This is a genomic window from Brachybacterium sp. GCM10030268 (assembly GCF_042666305.1).
GTDB lineage: Bacteria > Actinomycetota > Actinomycetes > Actinomycetales > Dermabacteraceae > Brachybacterium.
In genome coordinates, this window is record NZ_JBHTCW010000007.1 from 114,351 (window position 1) to 132,714 (window position 18,364).

The 18,364-nt window shown below is 71.5% G+C and carries 19 protein-coding genes and 1 tRNA gene; 13 read left to right on the forward strand and 7 right to left on the reverse strand.

Annotated elements, in window-relative coordinates:
- Nucleotides 1-6 precede the first annotated feature (6 nt).
- The 3 genes from ACFQRD_RS11420 to ACFQRD_RS11430 all read left to right on the forward strand — a co-directional run bounded on the left by ACFQRD_RS11420 (nucleotide 7) and on the right by ACFQRD_RS11430 (nucleotide 3,076).
- Entirely contained in the window at nucleotides 7-1,077 is a 1,071-nt protein-coding gene (locus ACFQRD_RS11420; RefSeq protein ID WP_377017885.1) for a FecCD family ABC transporter permease, read from the forward strand.
- 248 nt (nucleotides 1,078-1,325) lie between these two features.
- Nucleotides 1,326-2,252 (forward strand): FecCD family ABC transporter permease, encoded by a 927-nt coding sequence (locus ACFQRD_RS11425; protein ID WP_377017883.1) that lies wholly within the window; start codon nucleotides 1,326-1,328, stop codon nucleotides 2,250-2,252.
- Complete coding sequence (locus tag ACFQRD_RS11430) at nucleotides 2,249-3,076, forward strand: ABC transporter ATP-binding protein (protein ID WP_377017881.1); 828 nt, start codon at nucleotides 2,249-2,251, stop codon at nucleotides 3,074-3,076. The genes ACFQRD_RS11425 and ACFQRD_RS11430 overlap by 4 nt, the downstream gene beginning before the upstream one ends.
- Before the next feature lie 183 nt (nucleotides 3,077-3,259).
- Here ACFQRD_RS11430 and ACFQRD_RS11435 read toward each other — a convergent pair whose 3' ends face one another.
- Nucleotides 3,260-3,865: a TetR/AcrR family transcriptional regulator gene (locus ACFQRD_RS11435; RefSeq protein ID WP_377017879.1), complete on the reverse strand. Its 606-nt coding sequence runs from the start codon at nucleotides 3,863-3,865 to the stop codon at nucleotides 3,260-3,262.
- A 131-nt stretch (nucleotides 3,866-3,996) separates the two neighbouring features.
- Here ACFQRD_RS11435 and ACFQRD_RS11440 point away from each other — a divergent pair, with 131 nt between their 5' ends.
- From ACFQRD_RS11440 to ACFQRD_RS11475, 8 genes are all read left to right on the forward strand, one after another.
- Nucleotides 3,997-5,028 carry an aldo/keto reductase gene (locus tag ACFQRD_RS11440; RefSeq protein ID WP_377017877.1) on the forward strand — a complete coding sequence of 344 codons (1,032 nt, stop codon included), beginning with the start codon at nucleotides 3,997-3,999 and terminating at the stop codon, nucleotides 5,026-5,028.
- Nucleotides 5,029-5,439: 411 nt separating this feature from the next.
- Entirely contained in the window at nucleotides 5,440-5,730 is a 291-nt protein-coding gene (gene rpsF / locus ACFQRD_RS11445; RefSeq protein WP_377017875.1) for a 30S ribosomal protein S6, read from the forward strand.
- Between the two features lie 56 nt (nucleotides 5,731-5,786).
- A complete protein-coding gene (locus tag ACFQRD_RS11450; RefSeq protein WP_377017873.1) occupies nucleotides 5,787-6,335 on the forward strand; it encodes a single-stranded DNA-binding protein in 549 nt (182 codons plus the stop codon).
- A 117-nt stretch (nucleotides 6,336-6,452) separates the two neighbouring features.
- Nucleotides 6,453-6,689: a 30S ribosomal protein S18 gene (gene rpsR, locus ACFQRD_RS11455; RefSeq protein ID WP_377017871.1), complete on the forward strand. Its 237-nt coding sequence runs from the start codon at nucleotides 6,453-6,455 to the stop codon at nucleotides 6,687-6,689.
- A gap of 17 nt (nucleotides 6,690-6,706) precedes the next feature.
- Entirely contained in the window at nucleotides 6,707-7,177 is a 471-nt protein-coding gene (gene rplI, locus ACFQRD_RS11460; protein ID WP_377017869.1) for a 50S ribosomal protein L9, read from the forward strand.
- Between the two features lie 136 nt (nucleotides 7,178-7,313).
- A complete protein-coding gene (locus ACFQRD_RS11465; protein ID WP_377017867.1) occupies nucleotides 7,314-7,598 on the forward strand; it encodes a hypothetical protein in 285 nt (94 codons plus the stop codon).
- Nucleotides 7,599-7,685: 87 nt separating this feature from the next.
- Nucleotides 7,686-9,143, forward strand: a complete 1,458-nt coding sequence (locus tag ACFQRD_RS11470) for an amino acid permease (RefSeq protein ID WP_377804268.1) — start codon at nucleotides 7,686-7,688, stop codon at nucleotides 9,141-9,143.
- A 194-nt stretch (nucleotides 9,144-9,337) separates the two neighbouring features.
- Nucleotides 9,338-9,421: transfer RNA gene (locus ACFQRD_RS11475), tRNA-Leu, on the forward strand.
- Nucleotides 9,422-9,781: 360 nt separating this feature from the next.
- Here the strand turns inward: ACFQRD_RS11475 and ACFQRD_RS11480 are convergent.
- Nucleotides 9,782-10,339: a TetR/AcrR family transcriptional regulator gene (locus ACFQRD_RS11480; protein ID WP_377017865.1), complete on the reverse strand. Its 558-nt coding sequence runs from the start codon at nucleotides 10,337-10,339 to the stop codon at nucleotides 9,782-9,784.
- Between the two features lie 83 nt (nucleotides 10,340-10,422).
- Between ACFQRD_RS11480 and ACFQRD_RS11485 the strand changes: the two genes are divergently transcribed.
- Nucleotides 10,423-11,352 carry an SDR family NAD(P)-dependent oxidoreductase gene (locus ACFQRD_RS11485; protein WP_377017863.1) on the forward strand — a complete coding sequence of 310 codons (930 nt, stop codon included), beginning with the start codon at nucleotides 10,423-10,425 and terminating at the stop codon, nucleotides 11,350-11,352.
- A gap of 12 nt (nucleotides 11,353-11,364) precedes the next feature.
- Here the strand turns inward: ACFQRD_RS11485 and ACFQRD_RS11490 are convergent, their stop codons facing one another.
- Complete coding sequence (locus ACFQRD_RS11490; protein WP_377017861.1) at nucleotides 11,365-11,754, reverse strand: MerR family transcriptional regulator; 390 nt, start codon at nucleotides 11,752-11,754, stop codon at nucleotides 11,365-11,367.
- Nucleotides 11,755-11,808: 54 nt separating this feature from the next.
- Here ACFQRD_RS11490 and ACFQRD_RS11495 point away from each other — a divergent pair, with 54 nt between their 5' ends.
- A complete protein-coding gene (locus ACFQRD_RS11495; RefSeq protein ID WP_377017859.1) occupies nucleotides 11,809-12,789 on the forward strand; it encodes an aldo/keto reductase in 981 nt (326 codons plus the stop codon).
- 27 nt (nucleotides 12,790-12,816) lie between these two features.
- Here ACFQRD_RS11495 and ACFQRD_RS11500 read toward each other — a convergent pair whose 3' ends face one another.
- The 4 genes from ACFQRD_RS11500 to ACFQRD_RS11515 form a co-directional block, all read right to left on the reverse strand.
- Nucleotides 12,817-13,365: an NYN domain-containing protein gene (locus tag ACFQRD_RS11500; protein WP_377017857.1), complete on the reverse strand. Its 549-nt coding sequence runs from the start codon at nucleotides 13,363-13,365 to the stop codon at nucleotides 12,817-12,819.
- Nucleotides 13,366-13,407: 42 nt separating this feature from the next.
- A complete protein-coding gene (locus ACFQRD_RS11505) occupies nucleotides 13,408-15,807 on the reverse strand; it encodes a PQQ-binding-like beta-propeller repeat protein (protein WP_377017855.1) in 2,400 nt (799 codons plus the stop codon).
- A gap of 111 nt (nucleotides 15,808-15,918) precedes the next feature.
- Nucleotides 15,919-17,145 (reverse strand): formaldehyde dehydrogenase, glutathione-independent, encoded by a 1,227-nt coding sequence (fdhA, locus tag ACFQRD_RS11510; protein WP_377017853.1) that lies wholly within the window; start codon nucleotides 17,143-17,145, stop codon nucleotides 15,919-15,921.
- Between the two features lie 130 nt (nucleotides 17,146-17,275).
- Complete coding sequence (locus ACFQRD_RS11515) at nucleotides 17,276-18,337, reverse strand: Gfo/Idh/MocA family protein (RefSeq protein WP_377017851.1); 1,062 nt, start codon at nucleotides 18,335-18,337, stop codon at nucleotides 17,276-17,278.
- Nucleotides 18,338-18,364: the final 27 nt, after the last annotated feature.

The window sequence follows — 18,364 nt, forward strand, 5'->3', positions numbered from 1 at the left end:
ATCCACGTGAGCCGGATATCCGCGACCCGCCGACCCCGGGCCGACGACCCCGCCGACGGGGCGAGCCTCCCGTCGGCCGATCGGCCCGCGCGCAGGCGCATATCGCCGTGGCTCGCCCTCGGGCTGGCCACCGTCCTGCTCGCGCTCGCCGCGGTGGCGAGCCTGTTCCTCGGGACGCGGGAGACCGATCTCGAGGCGGTGTGGGCGGTGCTGCGCGGGGAGGGCAGCGACTACATGCGGGAGGTGGTCGCGGCCCGCGAACCCCGAACCGTGCTCGGCGCCGTGGTGGGTGCGGCTCTCGCCGCCTCGGGCATGCTCATCCAGGGCGTCACCCGCAATCCCCTCGGCGAGCCCGGACTGCTCGGCGTCACCTCGGGTGCCTCGGCCGCCGTGGTCACCGCCACCGCGTTCCTCGGCTTCTCCGGCGGCACCGCCATGGTGTGGGTCGCGCTGCCCGGCGCCCTGCTCGCCGTGGCCGTGGTCCACCTGCTGGGCCGCCCGGCCGGCACTCACTCGGTGGTGCCGCTGATCCTCGCCGGCGCGGTGATCTCCGCGGTGCTGTACGCCTACATCCAGGCCATGATCCTCACGCGCCCCGCCGTGTTCGACTCCTACCGGTACTGGGTGGTCGGGTCCCTGGCCGGGGCCTCCTACGACACGCTCGCCGCAGTCGCGCCGACGCTGGTGATCGGCCTGGCGCTCGCGATCGTGGTCGTGCCCGGACTGAACACCCTGGCCCTCGGGGACGACGTCGCCACCGCCCTGGGCACCCCCGTGAGCCTGCTGCGCGCCGGTGCCCTGCTGGCCGCCACCCTGCTGGCGGCGGCCGCGACCGCCGCGGTCGGACCGATCGCCTTCGTCGGCCTCGCCGTGCCCCATCTCGTGCGCGCCATGGTGGGCAGCGAGCACCGGTGGCAGCTGCCCCTGTGCCTCGTCCTCGGCGGGGCGCTGCTGCTGGGGTCCGACGTCCTCGCGCGCAGCCTCGCCCACCCCGAGCTGATGGTCGGCGTGGTCACCGCCTTCGCCGGTGCCCCGTTCCTGCTGCTGGCCGTGCGCCGTGGGACGGTGAACGCCTGATGGAAGGCCCGACGACGTCCGCGACGACTCCCAGCGCCCCGACGAGCCATGCGCTGATCGGCGGTGCGCCTGCAGGCCAGGGCACGAGGGGCCATGCTCCGACAGGGCAGGCCCCGACAGATCATGAACCGGCGGGCCATGAACCGTCGGGCCGTGCCCCGACGCCTCGCCCACCCGCGCGCCGCGCGCCGCTGCCCCGAGCCGTGGCGGTAGGGGTGCTGCTGGTCAGCGGGATCCTCGCCGGAGGCTTGGCGACGCTGGCTTGGGGACCGCTCGGCGTGACCGCGCCGGATCTGCTCGCGGCCGCCCGGGGCGAGGCCGGCACCAAGGCCATGTTCGTCCTGGAGCGCCTGCGCGGGCCCCGCCTGCTGGTCGGCATCGGCGCGGGCCTCGCGTTCGGGCTCGCCGGAGCCCTGTTCCAGACCGTCACCCGCAACCCGCTGGGCAGCCCCGACGTGATCGGCCTGGGCAGCGGCGCCGGGGCCGGCGTGGCGCTGGGCACGCTGCTGGCACCCGGTCTCGTGCCCGCCCCCGTCGGCGCGGTCCTCGGCGCCGGGGTCGCCATCACCCTGGTGTACGTCTCCACGGGGCTGGGCTTCACCTCTCCGGCGCGGGTGATCATCACCGGCATCGGCGTCAACGCGATGGCGCTCGCCGTGACCCAGTACGTGGTCGCCGTGGCGCTGCGCGATGCGTCCTCCCAGCTCGCCGGGTACCTGGTGGGAACCCTGAACTCCCGCAGCCTCGACCAGGCCCTGTTCATCGCCGTGGCTCTGCTGGTGCTGATCCCGCCGGTGGCCGTCCTCTCGCACGACCTGCAGATGATGGACCTCGGCGACCAGCTGGCCGACGCCCTCGGTGGCTCCGCCCACCGCACCCGGACCTGGGCGATCGTCCTGGCGGCGCTGCTGGCCGCCGCGGCCGTCGCCGTCGCGGGGCCGATCGCCTTCGTCGCCCTCGCCGCCCCGCACATCGCCCGCCGGCTGGCCGGCGCCCCCGGGCCGCACCTCATCCTCTCCGCGCTGGTCGGGGCGCTCATCATCGTCCTGGCTGACTTCACCGTCCAGCACGTCGGCCCCGTCGAGAACCTGCCCGTCGGCGTCATCACCGCCGGTGTGGGCGGGATCTACCTCGGCTACCTGCTGATCACCACCTGGAGGAGGGCCGACGCATGAGCGCCGGACGCACCGATCCCCATGGCGCATCCTCGCTGCGCCTGGAGGCCGCCACCATCGCCTACGGCGCGAAGCCCGTCCTCGAGCAGCTCGACTTCGAGGTGCCGCGAGGCGTGTTCACGGCGGTGATCGGCCCCAACGGCTGCGGGAAGTCGACGATGCTGAAGGCCCTCGCCCGCACCCTGCGCCCGCGCGCCGGCACGGTCCGGCTCGATGACCGGCCGCTCGGGCAGTGGCGCTCGAGAGCAGTCGCCCGGCGCATCGGCCTGCTCCCGCAGGACCCCGTCGTCCCCGACGGCATCACGGTCCGGGCGCTGGTCGCACGCGGACGGCACCCGTATCACTCGCCGTTGCGGCAGCGCGTGCCCGGGGACGAGGAGGCGGTGGCGGCAGCGATGGCCGCCACCGGGGTCGAGGACATCGCCGAGCATCCGGTCGCCGGGCTCTCGGGCGGCCAGCGTCAGCGCGCATGGATCGCGATGATCCTCGCCCAGGACACCGAGTACGTGCTGCTGGACGAGCCCACGTCGTTCTTGGACATCTCCCATCAGATCGACGTGCTGCACCTGTGCCAGGACATGCGGGAGCAGGGCCGCACCGTCGTCGGCGTCCTGCACGACCTGAACCAGGCCGCGCGCTACGCCGACCATCTCGTGGTGATGGATGCCGGCCGCATCGTGGCCACCGGCCCGCCGGCGCAGGTGCTGCGGGCCGACCTGGTCCGCGACGTGTTCTCCCTCCGCGCGGAGGTCACGCTCGACCCCCAGAGCGGGAGCCCGATGGTGATCCCGCGCCGCCGCGAGCCGGACCCCTCGCAGCCGTGACATGCCGGGGCGGTCGCGGCCTGGACGCCGACGGCTGTGACATGCCGGGGCGGCTGCGGTCTGGACCCTGGCGGCTGTGACATGCCGGGGCGGTTTCGGCCGTTCCACCGTTCCGTGTCGCTGCGGCCACGTATCGGTGGAATCGATGCGCGCGTCGGAGCCGATCTCGTGGGAGAAACGGGCTCAGCCCGTCACCGAGAGCCCGTCCAGGAAGATCGCGACCATCCGCTCGGAGAAGCCGTCGGCACCACCGGGCACCGGCTGGGACAGCAGCGCGATCGCCGTCAGCACCTCGCGGGCGCTGACGTCATCCCGCGCCTCGCCGGCCGCGGCCGCCCGGTCCAGCAGGCCCTGGAGCGCCGGGACCAGCTGTTCCAGCAGCTGGTCCGGCAGTCCCTCGTAGGCCGGATCGCCGGAGTGCAGCGCTGAGGCCAGCCCCTGTTTGGTGCCGACGAACTCCGTGAAACGACCGATCCAGGCCACCAGCGCAGCGCGCGGTCCGGCGCCGCTGCTGAACTCGTCGGCCGCGGTGACGCACTCGTCGATCTCATGCTGGAGCACGGCGACGATGAGGTCCGACCGGCGCGGATAGTGGCGGTAGAGGGTTCCCACTCCCACCCCGGCGAGGTCGGTGATCTGCTTGGCCGGCACATCGACCCCGCTCTGGGCGAACGCCGTCTTGGCGGCATCGAGCAGCGCCGCGGCGCTGCGCTTCGCATCCGAGCGCTGACGCCGAGGCGGCCCGGCACCGTCCGGCGCTCCCGCGGCGGGCGTGGTCGATCGCGACATCTGGTCCTCCCGTGTGGCCCTTCCCTTGCCAAGCGGAAAGGCGTTCCGTATTGTTCCGGAATGGGCTTCCGCTTCGCGCAGTCTACGTCCCGGAGCCTGCCACCCGCACCCCTCACCACTCGGAGGACACCATGCAGTACCGCACTCTCGGCAGGACAGGCATCCAGGTCAGCCCCTATGGGCTGGGAGCCCTCATGTTCGCCACCCAGATGGGCAACGACGCCGAGGAGTCCGCCCGCATCATCCACAAGGCGCTGGACGGCGGCATCAACCTCATCGACACCGCCGACGCCTACGCGGACTCGGAGGAGGTCGTCGGCCGTGCGCTCCAGGGCCGACGCGACGACGTCGTCCTGACCACCAAGTTCGGCCTCCCCGACCGGGCCGCGGCCGGCGTGCCGAACCGGCAGGGCGGCTCCCGGCGCTGGATCACCCGGGCGGTCGAGAACTCCCTGCGACGCCTGCAGACCGACTACATCGACGTCTACCAGCTCCAGCGTCCCGACCCCGCCACCGACATCGAGGAGACCCTCTCGGCGCTGACCGACCTGGTGCGGGCCGGCAAGATCCGCGCCTTCGGCACCTCGACCATGCCTGCCTCGGACCTGGTGCAGGCGCACTGGACGGCCGAGCGGCGCGGGCTCGAGCGGCCCCGCACGGAGCAGCCGCCGTACTCAATCCTCAACCGCGGCATCGAGCGCGAGGTGCTGCCGGTGGCGCAGGAGTGCGGCATGGGTGTGCTGACCTGGGGGCCGCTCGGGCACGGGATGCTCACCGGCAGGGTGCGACGTGGCCAGGACACCGACGTGATCCGCGCGAAGTTCCTGCCCAGGGCGTTCACCGACGAGGCGCGTCTGGACGTGGTCGAGCAGCTCGCCCCGCTGGCGGCCGAGGCAGGGCTCTCGATGCCGCACCTGGCGATGGCCTTCGCGATCTCGCACCCGGGCGTGACCAGCGCACTGGTGGGAGCGCGGACCATGGCCCATCTCGACGATCTCCTGGAGGGCCTGGACACCGTGCTGAGCGACGACGTCCTGGACCGGATCGACGAGATCGTCCCGCCCGGCACCGACATCGGCGTGCTCGACCAGGCCTACGTGCCCCCGGCCCTCGCCGAGGTCGAGCGGCGCCGCCGCCCGGTGGGACAGCGCTCGGCCGCCTGAGCTCGGCCCTCCGGCCTCGGCTCTCGGTGCCTGCCCGGGACGCCGCGCTGGACCCTGGTAGCCGGGGCATCCCGGCGCGGCCCCGGCCGTTCCACCGATACGTGTCACTGTCGCCACGTATCGGTGAAATGGTGGGCGTGTCGAGGCCAGCCAGCGGCCTGCCGACGGTGGACCGCCGACCTGGCAGCCCCCTGCCAACGCCGCGCCAACCCCCTGCCGGCTCCCGGACAGCGGCGTGCCCGCCCTGTGATCCCCCGCGCACGTCCACAGCATCCCTGGCCCGCACCCCCGCGTGCGGGTAGTCTGTGCCGGTCCGTGAAGTGCATCGCCGATGTCCTCTCCGGGCGGCATGAACCCTCCTGCCACGGAGAGACCGTGGCCGCAGAGACCACAGGAGGTGGGTACCAGAACATGCGTAAGTACGAAATGGTCGTGATCCTCGACCCGTCCATCGATGAGCGGACCGTCAGCGCAACCTTCGAGAAGCTCGTCCAGGTCATCCCGACCGAGGGCGGCACCATCGACAACGTCGACGTCTGGGGCAAGCGCAAGTTCGCCTACGAGATCGACAAGAAGTCCGAGGGCATCTACATCGTCCTGTCGTTCACGGCCAGCTCCGAGACCGCTCAGGAGCTCGATCGCCGCCTCGGCCTCAACGAGTCCGTCGTGCGCACCAAGCTGATGCGCCTCGACGGCAAGTGATCTGCGCTCACTGATCCCCGCACCACCCTTACCGACCCCGGAGCAGAGGAGCACCCATGGCGAATGACACCGTCATCACGGTGATCGGCAACCTCACCGCTGATCCCGAGCTGCGTTTCACGCAGTCCGGCATCGCGGTCGCGTCGTTCACCATCGCGTCCACCCCCCGCACCTTCGACCGTCAGGCGAATGAGTGGAAGGACGGCGAGGCTCTGTTCCTGCGCTGCTCCATCTGGCGCGACGCCGCGGAGAACGTCGCGGAGTCGCTGGAGAAGGGCACCCGCGTCATCGCGCAGGGCCGCCTCAAGCAGCGCTCCTTCACCGACCGTGAGGGCAACAACCGCACGAGCATCGAGCTGGACGTCGACGAGATCGGCCCCTCGCTGCGCTACGCCACCGCCAAGGCCAACAAGGTCCAGCGCGGAGGCGGCGGTGGTGGCCGCGGCGGCTTCGGCGGTGGCGCCCCCCAGGGCGGTGCCCCGCAGGGCGGCGGCTACGGCGGCCAGGGTGGCCAGGGCGGTTACAGCAACGCGCCGCAGGGCGCCCCCGACGCCGACCCGTGGGCCGGCGGCAACCAGGGCGGGTACGACGACCCGCCCTTCTGATCGGGACGACGGGCGCTACACCCAGGTGCTGCGGCTCGTGCCGACCAGCGTTCACACCGAATCCATTCCATCCCGGGTCGATGCCCGGGCTCCCCTCAGGAAAGAAGGAGCACCACGATGGCCAAGCCTGTTCTTCGCAAGCCGAAGAAGAAGCAGAACCCCCTGAAGACCGCCGGTCTCGAGACCGTCGATTACAAGGACGCCGCGCTGCTGCGCAAGTTCATCTCCGACCGCGGAAAGATCCGCGCCCGTCGGGTGACCGGCGTCTCCGTCCAGGAACAGCGCAAGATCGCGAAGGCCGTGAAGAACGCCCGCGAGATCGCGATCCTGCCGTACTCGACCTCCGGCCGCTGAGCGAGGAAGGGACGAACATGACCACCAAGCTCATCCTCACCAACGAGGTCACGGGCCTCGGAGCCGCCGGGGACATCGTCGATGTCCGGGACGGCTACGCCCGTAACTTCCTCCTGCCCCGCGGTCTCGCGACCCCGTGGACCAAGGGCGGTCAGCGTCAGCTCGACCAGATCCGTGCCGCCCGCGGCAAGCGCGCGATCGCGACCCTGGAGGAGGCCCAGGCTCTCAAGGCCAGCCTCGAGTCCAAGCCCCTGGTCGTCGCCGAGCGCGCCGGCGAGAACGGCCGCCTGTTCGGCGCCGTCTCCTCCAAGGAGGTCGCCGAGGCCGTCAAGGAGACCTTCGACAAGGACATCGACCGTCGCACCGTCGAGTTCCCGACCCCGATCCGCTCGCTCGGCGAGCACAAGGCCACGGTGCGCCTGCACGACGAGATCTTCGCGAACCTCGTCATCCAGGTCGTCGCCGCCAAGGCGTCTGCCAAGGCCTGAACGACCCGCTCGACGTCCGCGTCGACCGCTGAGGATGCCCCGCACCGCTCTGGTGCGGGGCATCTTCGTCTCCGGGCGCTGTGCGGGCAGGCCCCGTCGTGCGACCCCCGTCGTGCGACCGCGATAGATTCGTCCCATGTTCGGACGCGCGAAGCAGCAGCAGGCACGGATCGAGTCGCTCGAGCGACGGGTCCGCGAGCTCGACGGGCTCGTCGGCCATCTGGCTGAACGTGCGGGGCTCAGCGAGACGGAGCGGCTGCATCTGCGCGAGACCGCCGGGCCGAGCATCCCCGAGCAGTGCCGCCGACTCGTGGCGGAGGGGAAGATCATCCAGGCCATCAAGGTGTACCGCGAGCAGACCGGCGCCGGACTGGCGGAGGCCAAGGACGCCATCGACGCCTATCGCGGCCGCACTTCCTGATCGTCCTCGGGGACGTCCCGGCGGCTTCGAGCACGCCGCGCGCCCGGTGAGCACGCAGTCACCCCGGATTCTGGCTACCCTCGTGCGGTGACCTCTCCAGCTTCCTCTCCCGGCCCCGCGACCGACGGCGCCTCGCCGGCCTCCTCCACCGACGGCCACCTCGCCCGTTCCCTCGGCCATGGCCAGATGGCCATGATCGCCATGGGCTCGGCCCTGGGCACCGGGCTCTTCCTCGGGTCCGGCGAGGCGATCGGCATCGCCGGACCGGCGGTGATCATCTCTTTCGCGATCGGTTCCCTGATCGCCGCGACCATCGCGCTGGCCATGGGGGAGATGGCCTCTCTCCATCCCGTGCGCGGCGGCTTCGGCACGCTCGCGGCGCGCTACCTCTCCCCGTTCTGGGGATACCTCTCGCGCTGGCTGTACTGGATCGTCACGGTCTCGGTCACCGGCGCCGAGCTCGTCGCCTGTGCCGCCTACCTCGCGTACTGGGTCCCGGCGATCCCCGTCTGGGCGGGCATCCTGCTGTTCGCCGCGGTGATCATCGCGATCAACCTCGCCAGCGTCGGCTCGTTCGGGACGGTCGAGTTCTTCCTGTCTTCGATCAAGGTCATCGCCGTGGTGGTATTCATCCTGGTCGGCCTGATCCTGGTGTTCGTCGGCATGCCGAGCGCGCCGGCCCCGGGGCTCAGCGAGCTCACGGCCGACGGCGGCTTCGCCCCGATGGGCTGGGCCGCCGTGTGGGTCGCCCTCTCGGTCGTGATGTTCTCCTTCGGCGGCATCGAGCTGCTGTCCATCACTGCCGCCGAAGCCAAGGATCCTGCCCGCTCGATCCGCACCGCCGCCCGCACCACCATCGTGCGCCTGGCGTTCTTCTACGTGCTCTGCATCGGCATCGTCGTCGCGCTCGTGCCCTGGCAGCAGGCCGCCGGCACCGGTGAGGACGTCGCCACCTCCCCGTTCGTGATGGTCTTCGACCGCATCGGCATCCCCGGCGCCGCCCACATCACCAACCTGCTGGTGCTGATCGCCGCACTATCGGCGGCCAACGCGAACCTCTATGCCGGCTCCCGCATGCTGCACTCCCTGGCCTCCGACGGGCTCGCGCCCCGGTTCGCCGCGGCGATCACTCGCAGCCGGGTGCCCGTCGTCGGCATCGCGTGCAGCTCGCTCGGCATCATCGCCGCCGCGGCCCTCGCCTTCAGCGGTGTGGGCGGAGTGTTCGGCTACATGATGAGCCTGGTCGTCTTCGCCGTGCTGATGGTGTGGTCACTGATCCTGGCCAGCTACATCTCCTTCCGCCGCACGGGGGCCACCGGGGCGACGTTCCGCATGCCGGGCGGGACGGCGACCGCGGTGGTGGGACTGATCGGCCTCGGCGCCGTGTTCGCCACGGTCGCGGTGCGGCCCAGCATGCAGGTGGCGGCTCTGGTCGGCGTCCCGGCGGTGCTGGTGGCGACCATCCTCTACTTCGCCATCGCGCGGCGCCGGATCGACCCGGACGACGTGGAGGCCGCCTTCGACGAGGCGGAGCGGATGCGCTGAGGTCCCACTTCGGATGACCGGGGCCGGGATGGCCTCGGTCGGCCTCCCTGGGCCTGCGCGTCGCACGTGCCTCGTCCGATCCGGCGGCGTGGCGTTCGTTACTGTGCGCCGTGTCGTTTTGAGCGGGGCGGCACCCGAGGGGTAACCTAGAGCAATCTTCGGTCTCGGTGAGTGATCCCCGGTGCCGAAGGCACGCGCGAGTGGCGGAATTGGTAGACGCGCACGGTTCAGGTCCGTGTGCTCGGAAGAGCGTGGGGGTTCAAGTCCCCCCTCGCGCACCGCAGGAATTTCCCCGGTTCACCCAGGTGGGCCGGGGATTTTCGCGTCCGGGGGCAGCCGCACCCGCGGGCCATCCGCGGGCGGCCCCACATGTACTGCCCCCACACGTGGACGGGCCCCATCCGCAGACGCCCCCACCGGCGGACGGTCCCCACCCGCATAGGGTCCCGACCCGATCGCTGGATCCGCGACCCTGTTGCTTAGCGCGCGCGATTCCAACAGGCTCACGGATCTCGCGGATCTCGCGGATCTCGCGGGCCTCACGGACCTCATGGAGCGCGCGGGCCTCACGGGTCTCACGGATCTCGCGGCCCTCACGGCTCCCACGGATCTGGCGAATCTCGTGGGTCTCAGGGTGCTCACGGCGCGGGGCGATCGTCCCGTGGGGGTGCCAGCCCGGAGAGCATGATGTCGAGCAGGAGATCCTGGTCCTGGCCGTTCCCGAGTCGGACGGCATGCTCCACGCCGCAGACCAGCCGCTGGACCTGGCCGATCGAGAGGTCGGGGCGCACCGCACCGGCGGCGACGGCGGCGTCGAGCAGCGCGCCGGCACGGTCGAAGAGCTCCGCGCGCAGTGCTCGCGCCTCCGTGGAGACGTCGTCCGCGAACCACATCTGCTGGAGCCCCTCGTGCTCGAGCTGTGTCCGCACCGCGCCGCGGAGGAACCGTACGAATCCCCGGCCCGCGTCGGGCTCCTCGGCTGCTGTACGGGCCAGGTCCACGGTCTGCTCCAGGGCATCGAACGAGAGCGCCTCGATGAGTGCCGTGACGGTGGGGAAGTGCCGGTAGACCGTCCCCACCCCGACTCCCGCGGCTCGCGCGACCTCGTTCAGGCGCAGATCGTCGAGGGGGCAGCCGCGGGCGGCTTCCAGAATCTTGGCGCGTGACCTCGCGGCATCCGATCGCAGTGCAGGCATGCAGGCATCCTACGCGATGCGGATAGCCCATCCGTTTGTGGGGTACGCTGAAGCGGATCAACTATCCGAATCGAGGAGCTCCCATGTCCTGGTACCCCACACACCTTCCGGACCTCAGCGGTCGCACCTACGCCATCACCGGGGCGACCGGCGGCATCGGCTACTTCGCCGCCGAGCAGCTCGCGGCGGCGGGCGCCGAGGTCGTATTAGCCTCCCGGTCGCGCGCCAAGCTCGACGTGGCCGCGGCGGCGATCCGCGCCCGGGCTCCGCACGCGGTGACGCACCCCATCGCCGTCGATCTCACGTCCCTGGCATCCGTGGCCGAGGGGGCCGAGCAGCTCGCGTCGCTGCCGCGCCTGGACGGGATCTTCCTCAACGGAGGGCCGATGCAGCTCTCCGCCGGCGCCACGACGCAGGACGGGCTGCCGCTGATGACCGGCGCGCACACGGTCGCGAACCTCGCCCTGGTCGCGGGTCTGCTGCCTGCGCTGGTGCGGCAGGGGGCCTCGGCCGATCGCTTCCCGCGCATCGTGCACGCCTCGACCGGTTTCGTCACGAGGTTCCCCATGGATGTCTCGGCACCGCGCACCGCGCCGCGGCTGGGCATCGCGGCCTACACCAAGGCCAAGACACTCACCGAGGTGTTCGCCTTCGAGCTGGACCGGCGACTTCGGGCCGCGGAGCTGCCCGTGGCCTCGATCGTCACCAAGCCCGGGGTGGGCGTCGATGCCAAGACACCAGAGCGCGCGGGGATCCGGGACTCCTCGGTGAGCTACCAGCGCAACCCGCTCACCCCCTGGGCACAGGGGAAGGACACGGCGGCCTGGTCGGGAGTGCGCGCGCTGGCCGACCCGGAGGCGGCGGGCGGGCAGTACTACGGGCCTGCGGGGAGCTTTCGCGGCCTCCCGGTGCTGGGGACCCCGGCGGCTCACACCGCTGCCCCCGATCCGCAGCTCGCCGATGCGATCTGGGAGCAGCTCGAGCAGCTGGCAGGAGTGAGCGTGCCCGTCTGAGGTCCGTACTCGTCAGTCGTTCCCGGCGTCGCTGCTGACGTGGCTCTGCGGCTGCTCCTCGTACCACTGCAGCTTCTCCTCGAGACGGGTGCGCCACCGCTCAAGCTGCAGGGCCTGCTCCGCGAGCGATGCCTGGTGCTCACGCAGCAGCGCGATCCGCTCGGGAAAGGTGGCGGGATCGCGGCACAGCTCCCCGTAACGGCGCAGCCTCTCGATCGGCATCCCGGAGTCGCGCAGGCAGTGCAGGAAATCCAGCGTGGCGAGATCCCCGTCGTCATAGGCGCGATGCCCTGCCGGGGTGCGCGCGACGGGAGGGAGGATGCCCTCGCGCTCGTAATAGCGCAGTGTGTCGATCGAGAACCCGCTGCGCTCGGCGGCCTCCGCCGTGGAGTACGTCCTCATGCCGCACACAGTAGCCCTTGACCCGGAGCGCGCTCCAGGGTGTGTGGTCCTGCCATGAACCCTGCAACCGATCACACGCACCCCACCCCCTCCGCTCGCCCCGTCTCCCCGCTGGTGCTCGGAGCCATGGCCTTCGGCACCCGAGTGGGCGACGAGGAATCCTTCGCCCTGCTGGACCGGTTCGTCGAGCAGGGCGGCGAATGGATCGACACGGCGGACTGCTACGCCTTCTGGGACTCGCCGGACGGACGCGGCGGCGCGAGCGAGCACGTTCTCGGCCGCTGGCTGGCCGCGCGGCCCGGCGTGCGCGAACGCGTGCGCTTGTCGACCAAGGTCGGCGCCGAACCGCTGTGGGCAGGCTCCTGGCCGCGGCACCGTGCCGGGCTGAGCCGACGCGCGATCCATGACGCGTTCGCCGGCAGCCTCGAGCGTCTCGGGGTCGACCACGTCGACCTGCTGTGGCTGCACCAGGAGGACCGCTCCGTCCCCCTCGAGGAGAGCGTCGACGCGCTCGGCGAGCTGATGGCCGACGGGTCGGTCCGTCGCGTCGGCGCCTCCAACCACCCCGCCTGGCGGGTCGAGCGTGCCCGGGCGCGAGCGCTCGCCCAGGGCATGAAACCTGTCGACGCGCTGCAGCTGCACGCGAGCTATCTCCGACCCCGCCCGGGTCTCCTGCCGGAGGGGAACATCCACCCCTTCGGTGTGCTCGGGGAGGAGCAGATGGACATCGCCGCCGAGCACCGGATGGAGGTCTGGGGGTACACCACGCTGCTCGGCGGGGCATACGACAATCCGGCGAAACCGATCCCGGAGGCCTACGAGCATCTCGGCAGCGCACGGCGCCTCGCCGCGCTGGACGAGGTGGCCGCCGACGCAGGAGCCAGCCGTGGGCAGGTCGTGCTGGCCTGGCTCGTCCACCGCGGCATCCGGCCGATCCTGGGCGGCAGTCGGCTGGAACAGCTCGAGGCGGCGCTGGAGGGCGTCGGCCTGCCCCTGTCCACGGACCAGTTCGCTCGACTGGACGGAGCCGGCTGAGAGCACCCGGTGGTACCGGGCCCGGGCTCAGATGAACTCGAGCGGATCGAACTCGTCGATGTCGATGATCCGCACGCGGGGCAGGCGGCTGGTGAACGCGCCGACGTCGTACTCGAGGTCGTGGAACTCGATGCCGGGGATCTCCCGCAGGCCGGTGGCCATGAACTCGCCGAAACCGATGATCGCCGTGCGGCGATCCGGCGTCGCGGCCAGGTTCTCCATCTGCGGGGTGAAGTCGTTGTCGTGGCTGACCAGCATGACGTCGGCCGGACGGTCCTGGAGCGCCTCGGCGGTGCGCTGGATCGCGATGTCGACGACCTTGCCGTCCCCGCGCAGCGGAACCGCCTTGTATCCCAGCGCGATCAGCGCCTGGACGAACCCCGAGGGCAGGCTGTCGCCGACGGCGAGGAAGAACAGGCCCTTGGCGGGCTGGTCCCAGGTGACCTCGGCGTGGTGGAGCAGCTTGTTCCACCGCGGCCGCTCCTCGGGCTGGGGGCGACGCCCCAGGACGGAGACACCGAGGGTCGCATCGATGTTCTCGCCGTCCACGAGGAGATAGGTGCTGCGTTCGCTCATACGGTGACCCTACGCGCTCGGCGGCGCCTCAGGGCGCGCCGCTCACACGGCCGAGACGTCGAGGACATCGAGCGCCCGCACGACGCCTGCCTGGTCCCCGACCAGCACGACTCCATGGCCCTCCAGCAGTGCGGGGGCGGCCAGGACCCGGTCGGGGCCCACCTGGCGCAGCGGCGTCACCGTACCGGCCGCGGTGTCCAGGAGCGAGAGCACGGCGCTGAAGCTGACCTGCAGCCACGTGCCCGCCGACGGGCCCGGGATCGGATCGGCGTCCAGCGAGATCTGCAGCGCCCGATCCAGCGGCGTCGCCGCTCCGTCGGCCGCGTCGATCAACAACGGTTCCTTGCGTTCCTGGACGGCGAGGATGCGTCCGTCCTCCAGCAGCTGCGGGGCCGAGTACATGGCACCGGCGGCCGTGCGCCACCGCTGCTCGCCCGTGGCCGCGTCGAGCGCGAACAGGTCGGTCACGGTCCCGAGCACGACGGTGCTCTCGTCCACGGCCAGCACCGTGCAGTTCCACGGGCCGTAGAGGAGGCGCTGATACGGGGTGGTGCGGGTGGTCAGCTCCGCGCTCCAGATCTCCGCGCCGGTCCGGGCGCTGTAGCAGCGGGCAGTGCCGTCGCCAGCGCCGAGCACGAGGCGGTCACCGACCAGTGCGGGGCGGCCGCTGGACTGCTGAGGGATCGCGGTCGACCACACCGTGCTCCCGTCCGCCGCCAGGCGGGCGAGCCGGTCACCGGCGCTGACGAACACCGCCGCAGCGCCGTCGACCGCGGTGGCCAGCGGGGTGGAGACCACGGGGAGGCCCAGGTCGGCGCGCCAGAGCTCCGTGCCGTCGGTGACCGAGAGCGCGTACAGGTGATGGTCCGCGCTGGGCACGTGCAGGACGGACCCGTCGGCCGACAGCGCCATGCCGCGGTGGACCCCGCCGACGCCGACAGACCAGTCAGTGCTCAGGCGCGAGCGGTCCAGAGACAGACGAGCGACGGTGCCGGAGCCGGTCGCGACCAGCGCAGAGTCCTCGCCCACCGGCAGGATCGCGCCGCTGACGGCACCGTCCAGCTCCAGGGCGTCCACCTCGGTGACCGACCCGCCCTCCACGGAGAAGGGTGCGGAGGCCTCCCACAGCCCACCGGCCTCGTCCACACCGCGCACCCGCATCGTGCAGCGGCCCGGCAGGGTCTGCGAGAGGTCGAGTTCGCCGCGCACGCGCCGGCCGCGCAGCTCGAGCTCGCTCCAGGTGCCTTCGGCGACCGAGCCGTACACGGACTGGTCGCGCAGCTGTGCTCGCGCCGCGGTGAGCGAGTGCGGGGCTCCGAGGCGCGCGGTGACCTGTGCGGTGTCGCCGGAGACATGCACCGAGACGTCCTGCAGGAAGGCGTCGGACTCACGGGCGGTGCCGAGGTGGAGCGGGATGGACGCGATCTCCTCCACGGTGCGATCCCCCTCCGCCCCGGGAGCCGGCTGGGTGATCGCCTCGACGAGCATCTCGCGCGCCTCCGGCTCGGGACCGCCGCGCAGCGTGAGCAGGTAGTGGACGGGCTCGTTCTTGATGGCACGGCCGGTGATCAGCACCGTCCCGTTGTCGGTGACCGTGGCCTCGCGGTGGACGTGCCCGGCCAGGACCAGGCGCACCGGGTGCTCGGCGAGCACCGAGAGCAGCTGATCGCCGGCCCGCACGTAGTGGTCGTCGGCCCCCGGCGGCCAGTGCATCACCAGGATGCTGGGCATCGTGCCGGCGGCCTGCAGGTCCTCGCGCAGCCACGCCAGGGCGGCGGGATCGACGTGGGCCTCCTCCTGCAGGGGCGCGCCCGCCTCGAGCATGATCACGTGCACGCCGAGATGATCGAAGGAGCGTGAGCCCTCGTGGAACCGCCGGCGGTACTCCTGACCGGCCGACGGGTCCCAGCGCAGCTCGTGGTTGCCCGCGACGTGCTGCGTGATCTCGGCGGCGTCAGGGCCCAGGAGGTCCTGGTAGGTCTCGTACTCGCCGCTCGATCCGAACTCGGTGAGGTCGCCCCCGTGCAGCAGCAGCGGGGCGCCGGAGGCACGGATGTCCTCGAGCACGAGGCGCAGGTGCTCCTCCTGCTGCTGGGGGATCGAGTCGATGTGCACGTCGGTGAGGAAGGCGGCGAACACCTGCGACTCCCCGTCGGCCGGTCCCTCCGCCCCCGCCCCGGTCGCGGGCAGCGCGGGGCCCGCCGCGTCGGCTCGGACCGTGGTCAGGCCCGCGGAGGCCAGGCCGGCCGCGCCGGCGGACACCGCGGCGGCGCCGAGCACCGTGCGGCGGCCGAGCGGCCTCGCCGTGACGGCCGAGGAGCGGGCGCGTGAGGACCGAGGCAGCGAGGACGGAGCCAGCGAGGACCGGCCGCTCGACGACGGGGCCGACGAGGACGCGGGGGACGAGGGCAGCGGGGCGTCGTACGACTCGGGGGAGGGCATGGCGAGAGGCTAGCGAGCGTGGTCGCCCCGCCGAGTGGACTGCGGGTGAACCTCTTTCGACGCTTCAGTCCGATCCGCCCACGTCAGCTCGACGTTCTTCCCCACGACTCCTCAGATCGACTCGACCTTCCCGGTGACCCCGTGCGGATCGATGACGTACTTCCGGGCCGCGCCCGCGTCGAAGTCGGCGTACCCCTTGGGGGCGTCGTCCAGTGAGATCGCGGTGGCCTTGACGGCGTCGGCGATCGTCACCTTCTCGTGCAGGATCGCCTCCATGAGCTGACGGTGGTACTTCATCACCGGGCACTGGCCGGTGGTGAAGGACAGCGCCTTGGCCCAGCCGAGCCCGAGCCGCAGCGAGAGCGAGCCCTCCTGGGCCGCCTCGTCCACGCCGCCGGGGTCGCCCGTGACATACAGACCCGGGATGCCGAGCCTGCCACCGGCACGAGTCACGTTCATCAGTGTGTTCAGCACGGTCGCCGGGGCCTCGCCGGCGTCCTTGCCGTGGCCGCGGGCCTCGAATCCCACGGCGTCCACGCCCGCATCGACCTCCTCCCGGCCGAGGATGCGGGCGATCCCCTCGCGCGGATCCTCGGAGGAGACGTCGATGGTCTCGCAGCCGAACGAGGCGGCATTGGCCAGTCGCTCCGCATTCATGTCGGCGACGATCACGACCGCCGCCCCGAGCAGCTGGGCACCGACGGCCGCTGCGGTGCCGACGGGGCCCGCGCCGGCGATGTACACGCTCGAACCCGGGCCGACGCCGGCGGTGACGGCACCGTGGTATCCGGTGGGGAAGATGTCCGAGAGCATCGTCAGGTCGAGGATCTTCTCCATCGCCTGGTCCTTGTCGGGGAACCTCAGCAGGTTCCAGTCGGCATAGGGAACCAGTGCGTACTCCGCCTGGCCGCCGACCCAGCCGCCCATGTCGACATACCCGTAGGCGCTGCCGGGCCGGTCGGGATTGACGTTCAGGCAGATCTCGGTGCGCTGGGTCTTGCACATCACGCAGCGCCCGCAGGAGATGTTGAAGGGGACCGAGACCAGGTCGCCCTTCTGGATGAACTCCACGCCGGGCCCGGTCTCGACGACCTCACCGGTGATCTCGTGGCCCAGCACCAGGCCTTCGGGGGCGGTGGTCCGGCCGCGGACCATGTGCTGATCGGAGCCGCAGATATTGGTGGTGACGACCTTGAGGATCGCCGCGTGGGGGAGCTGGCGGCCGACGTTGTCGGGGTTGACCCCGGGCCCGTCCTTCAGCTCGAAGGTGGGGTACTCGGTGTCGATGACCTCGACCTTGCCGGGACCCTGGTAGGCGACAGCGCGATTGGTGGACATGAACGGCCTCCTTGCCGGTGGGCGGCCTCCCGACGCTCCGTCACGTCGGGGACGAGCCGCACCACCTCAGGTTCCGTGTCGCAGGTCACATTGTCAACGGCCGGGAGCAGGTCCGCTCACAGGATCCGGCTCAGACCAGCGAGACCTCCCGGCCGGACTGCGCGGACTCGTAGATCGCCTCCAGGATCCGCACGATCTCCACGCCGTGCCACGCGGGGGCGACGCTCTCGGCGCGGCCCAGGCCGGCATCGACGAAGTTCGCGATCTCGTGGGCGAAGCCCGGGCCCATCTCGAACGTGCCCGAGGAGATCTGCGGGGCGATGTTGACCACCGAGTCGTGCATCTCGGTGGCGATGTGCAGATCCGGCTCCAGATCGGCGCCGCCCTTGTCGCCGTAGACGGACACGTCCAGGGAGTCTTTGGTGGCGTGCAGCGAGTAGGAGCAGTCCAGCAGCAGCGAGGAGCCGTTCTCGAAGCGGATCACGGCGTTGGCCATGTCCTCGACGCTGTTCTTCGTCGGGTCGTAGTCGGAGACCTGGTAGCGCGGCATCGTGGTGATGTTGGCCCGGTTGCCCAGGTGGTCGTAGGTGTTGCCGCTGACGGAGACCGCCTTGGGGCTGCCCATGAGGTACCAGCACAGGTCCAGCACGTGGATGCCGATGTCCAGCAGCGGGCCGCCGCCGGCGATCTCCTTGTCCGCGAACCAGCCGCCCGGGTTGCCCATGCGGCGGATGCAGCTGGCCTTGGCGTAGTAGATCTCGCCCAGTTCGCCGGCGTCGATGAAGGACTTCAGCACCTGGCAGTTGGGGGAGTGGCGACGCACGAAGCCCACCTGCACCACGCGGTCGGAGGCCTCGACGGCCTTCTGGATCTCCAGTGCCTCGGCGAGGGTGCGGGCGATGGGCTTCTCCACCAGCACGTGCTTGCCGGCTTCGATCGCGGCGATGGCCCAGGTGGCGTGGGAGTTGTTCCAGGTGCAGATGCTCACGCCGTCGATCTCGGCGTCGGCCAGCAGCTCGTGAGGGTCGGCGTAGGCGCGCGGGGCGCCGTAGCGGTCGGCGACGGAGCGAGCGCGTTCGAGGTTCACGTCGCTGATCGCGATCAGTTCGACGTCCGGGTTCGCGGCGTACGCGTCGAGATGGAAGCGGGCGATGCTGCCGGCGCCGATCACGCCGATGCGGAACTTCGTCATGGTGGGGTGGTCCTTCTGGCCGGGGCC

Excerpts from the sequence above, each read along its gene's own strand:
- ACFQRD_RS11430 (WP_377017881.1), top strand. The coding sequence starts at position 2,249 with ATGAGCGCCGGACGCACCGATCCCCATGGCGCATCCTCGCTGCGCCTG.
- ACFQRD_RS11435 (WP_377017879.1), bottom strand. The coding sequence starts at position 3,865 with ATGTCGCGATCGACCACGCCCGCCGCGGGAGCGCCGGACGGTGCCGGG.
- ACFQRD_RS11440 (WP_377017877.1), top strand. The coding sequence starts at position 3,997 with ATGCAGTACCGCACTCTCGGCAGGACAGGCATCCAGGTCAGCCCCTAT.
- rpsF (WP_377017875.1), top strand. The coding sequence starts at position 5,440 with ATGCGTAAGTACGAAATGGTCGTGATCCTCGACCCGTCCATCGATGAG.
- ACFQRD_RS11450 (WP_377017873.1), top strand. The coding sequence starts at position 5,787 with ATGGCGAATGACACCGTCATCACGGTGATCGGCAACCTCACCGCTGAT.
- rpsR (WP_377017871.1), top strand. The coding sequence starts at position 6,453 with ATGGCCAAGCCTGTTCTTCGCAAGCCGAAGAAGAAGCAGAACCCCCTG.
- rplI (WP_377017869.1), top strand. The coding sequence starts at position 6,707 with ATGACCACCAAGCTCATCCTCACCAACGAGGTCACGGGCCTCGGAGCC.
- ACFQRD_RS11465 (WP_377017867.1), top strand. The coding sequence starts at position 7,314 with ATGTTCGGACGCGCGAAGCAGCAGCAGGCACGGATCGAGTCGCTCGAG.
- ACFQRD_RS11480 (WP_377017865.1), bottom strand. The coding sequence starts at position 10,339 with ATGCCTGCACTGCGATCGGATGCCGCGAGGTCACGCGCCAAGATTCTG.
- ACFQRD_RS11485 (WP_377017863.1), top strand. The coding sequence starts at position 10,423 with ATGTCCTGGTACCCCACACACCTTCCGGACCTCAGCGGTCGCACCTAC.
- ACFQRD_RS11490 (WP_377017861.1), bottom strand. The coding sequence starts at position 11,754 with ATGAGGACGTACTCCACGGCGGAGGCCGCCGAGCGCAGCGGGTTCTCG.
- ACFQRD_RS11495 (WP_377017859.1), top strand. The coding sequence starts at position 11,809 with ATGAACCCTGCAACCGATCACACGCACCCCACCCCCTCCGCTCGCCCC.
- ACFQRD_RS11500 (WP_377017857.1), bottom strand. The coding sequence starts at position 13,365 with ATGAGCGAACGCAGCACCTATCTCCTCGTGGACGGCGAGAACATCGAT.
- ACFQRD_RS11505 (WP_377017855.1), bottom strand. The coding sequence starts at position 15,807 with ATGCCCTCCCCCGAGTCGTACGACGCCCCGCTGCCCTCGTCCCCCGCG.
- fdhA (WP_377017853.1), bottom strand. The coding sequence starts at position 17,145 with ATGTCCACCAATCGCGCTGTCGCCTACCAGGGTCCCGGCAAGGTCGAG.
- ACFQRD_RS11515 (WP_377017851.1), bottom strand. The coding sequence starts at position 18,337 with ATGACGAAGTTCCGCATCGGCGTGATCGGCGCCGGCAGCATCGCCCGC.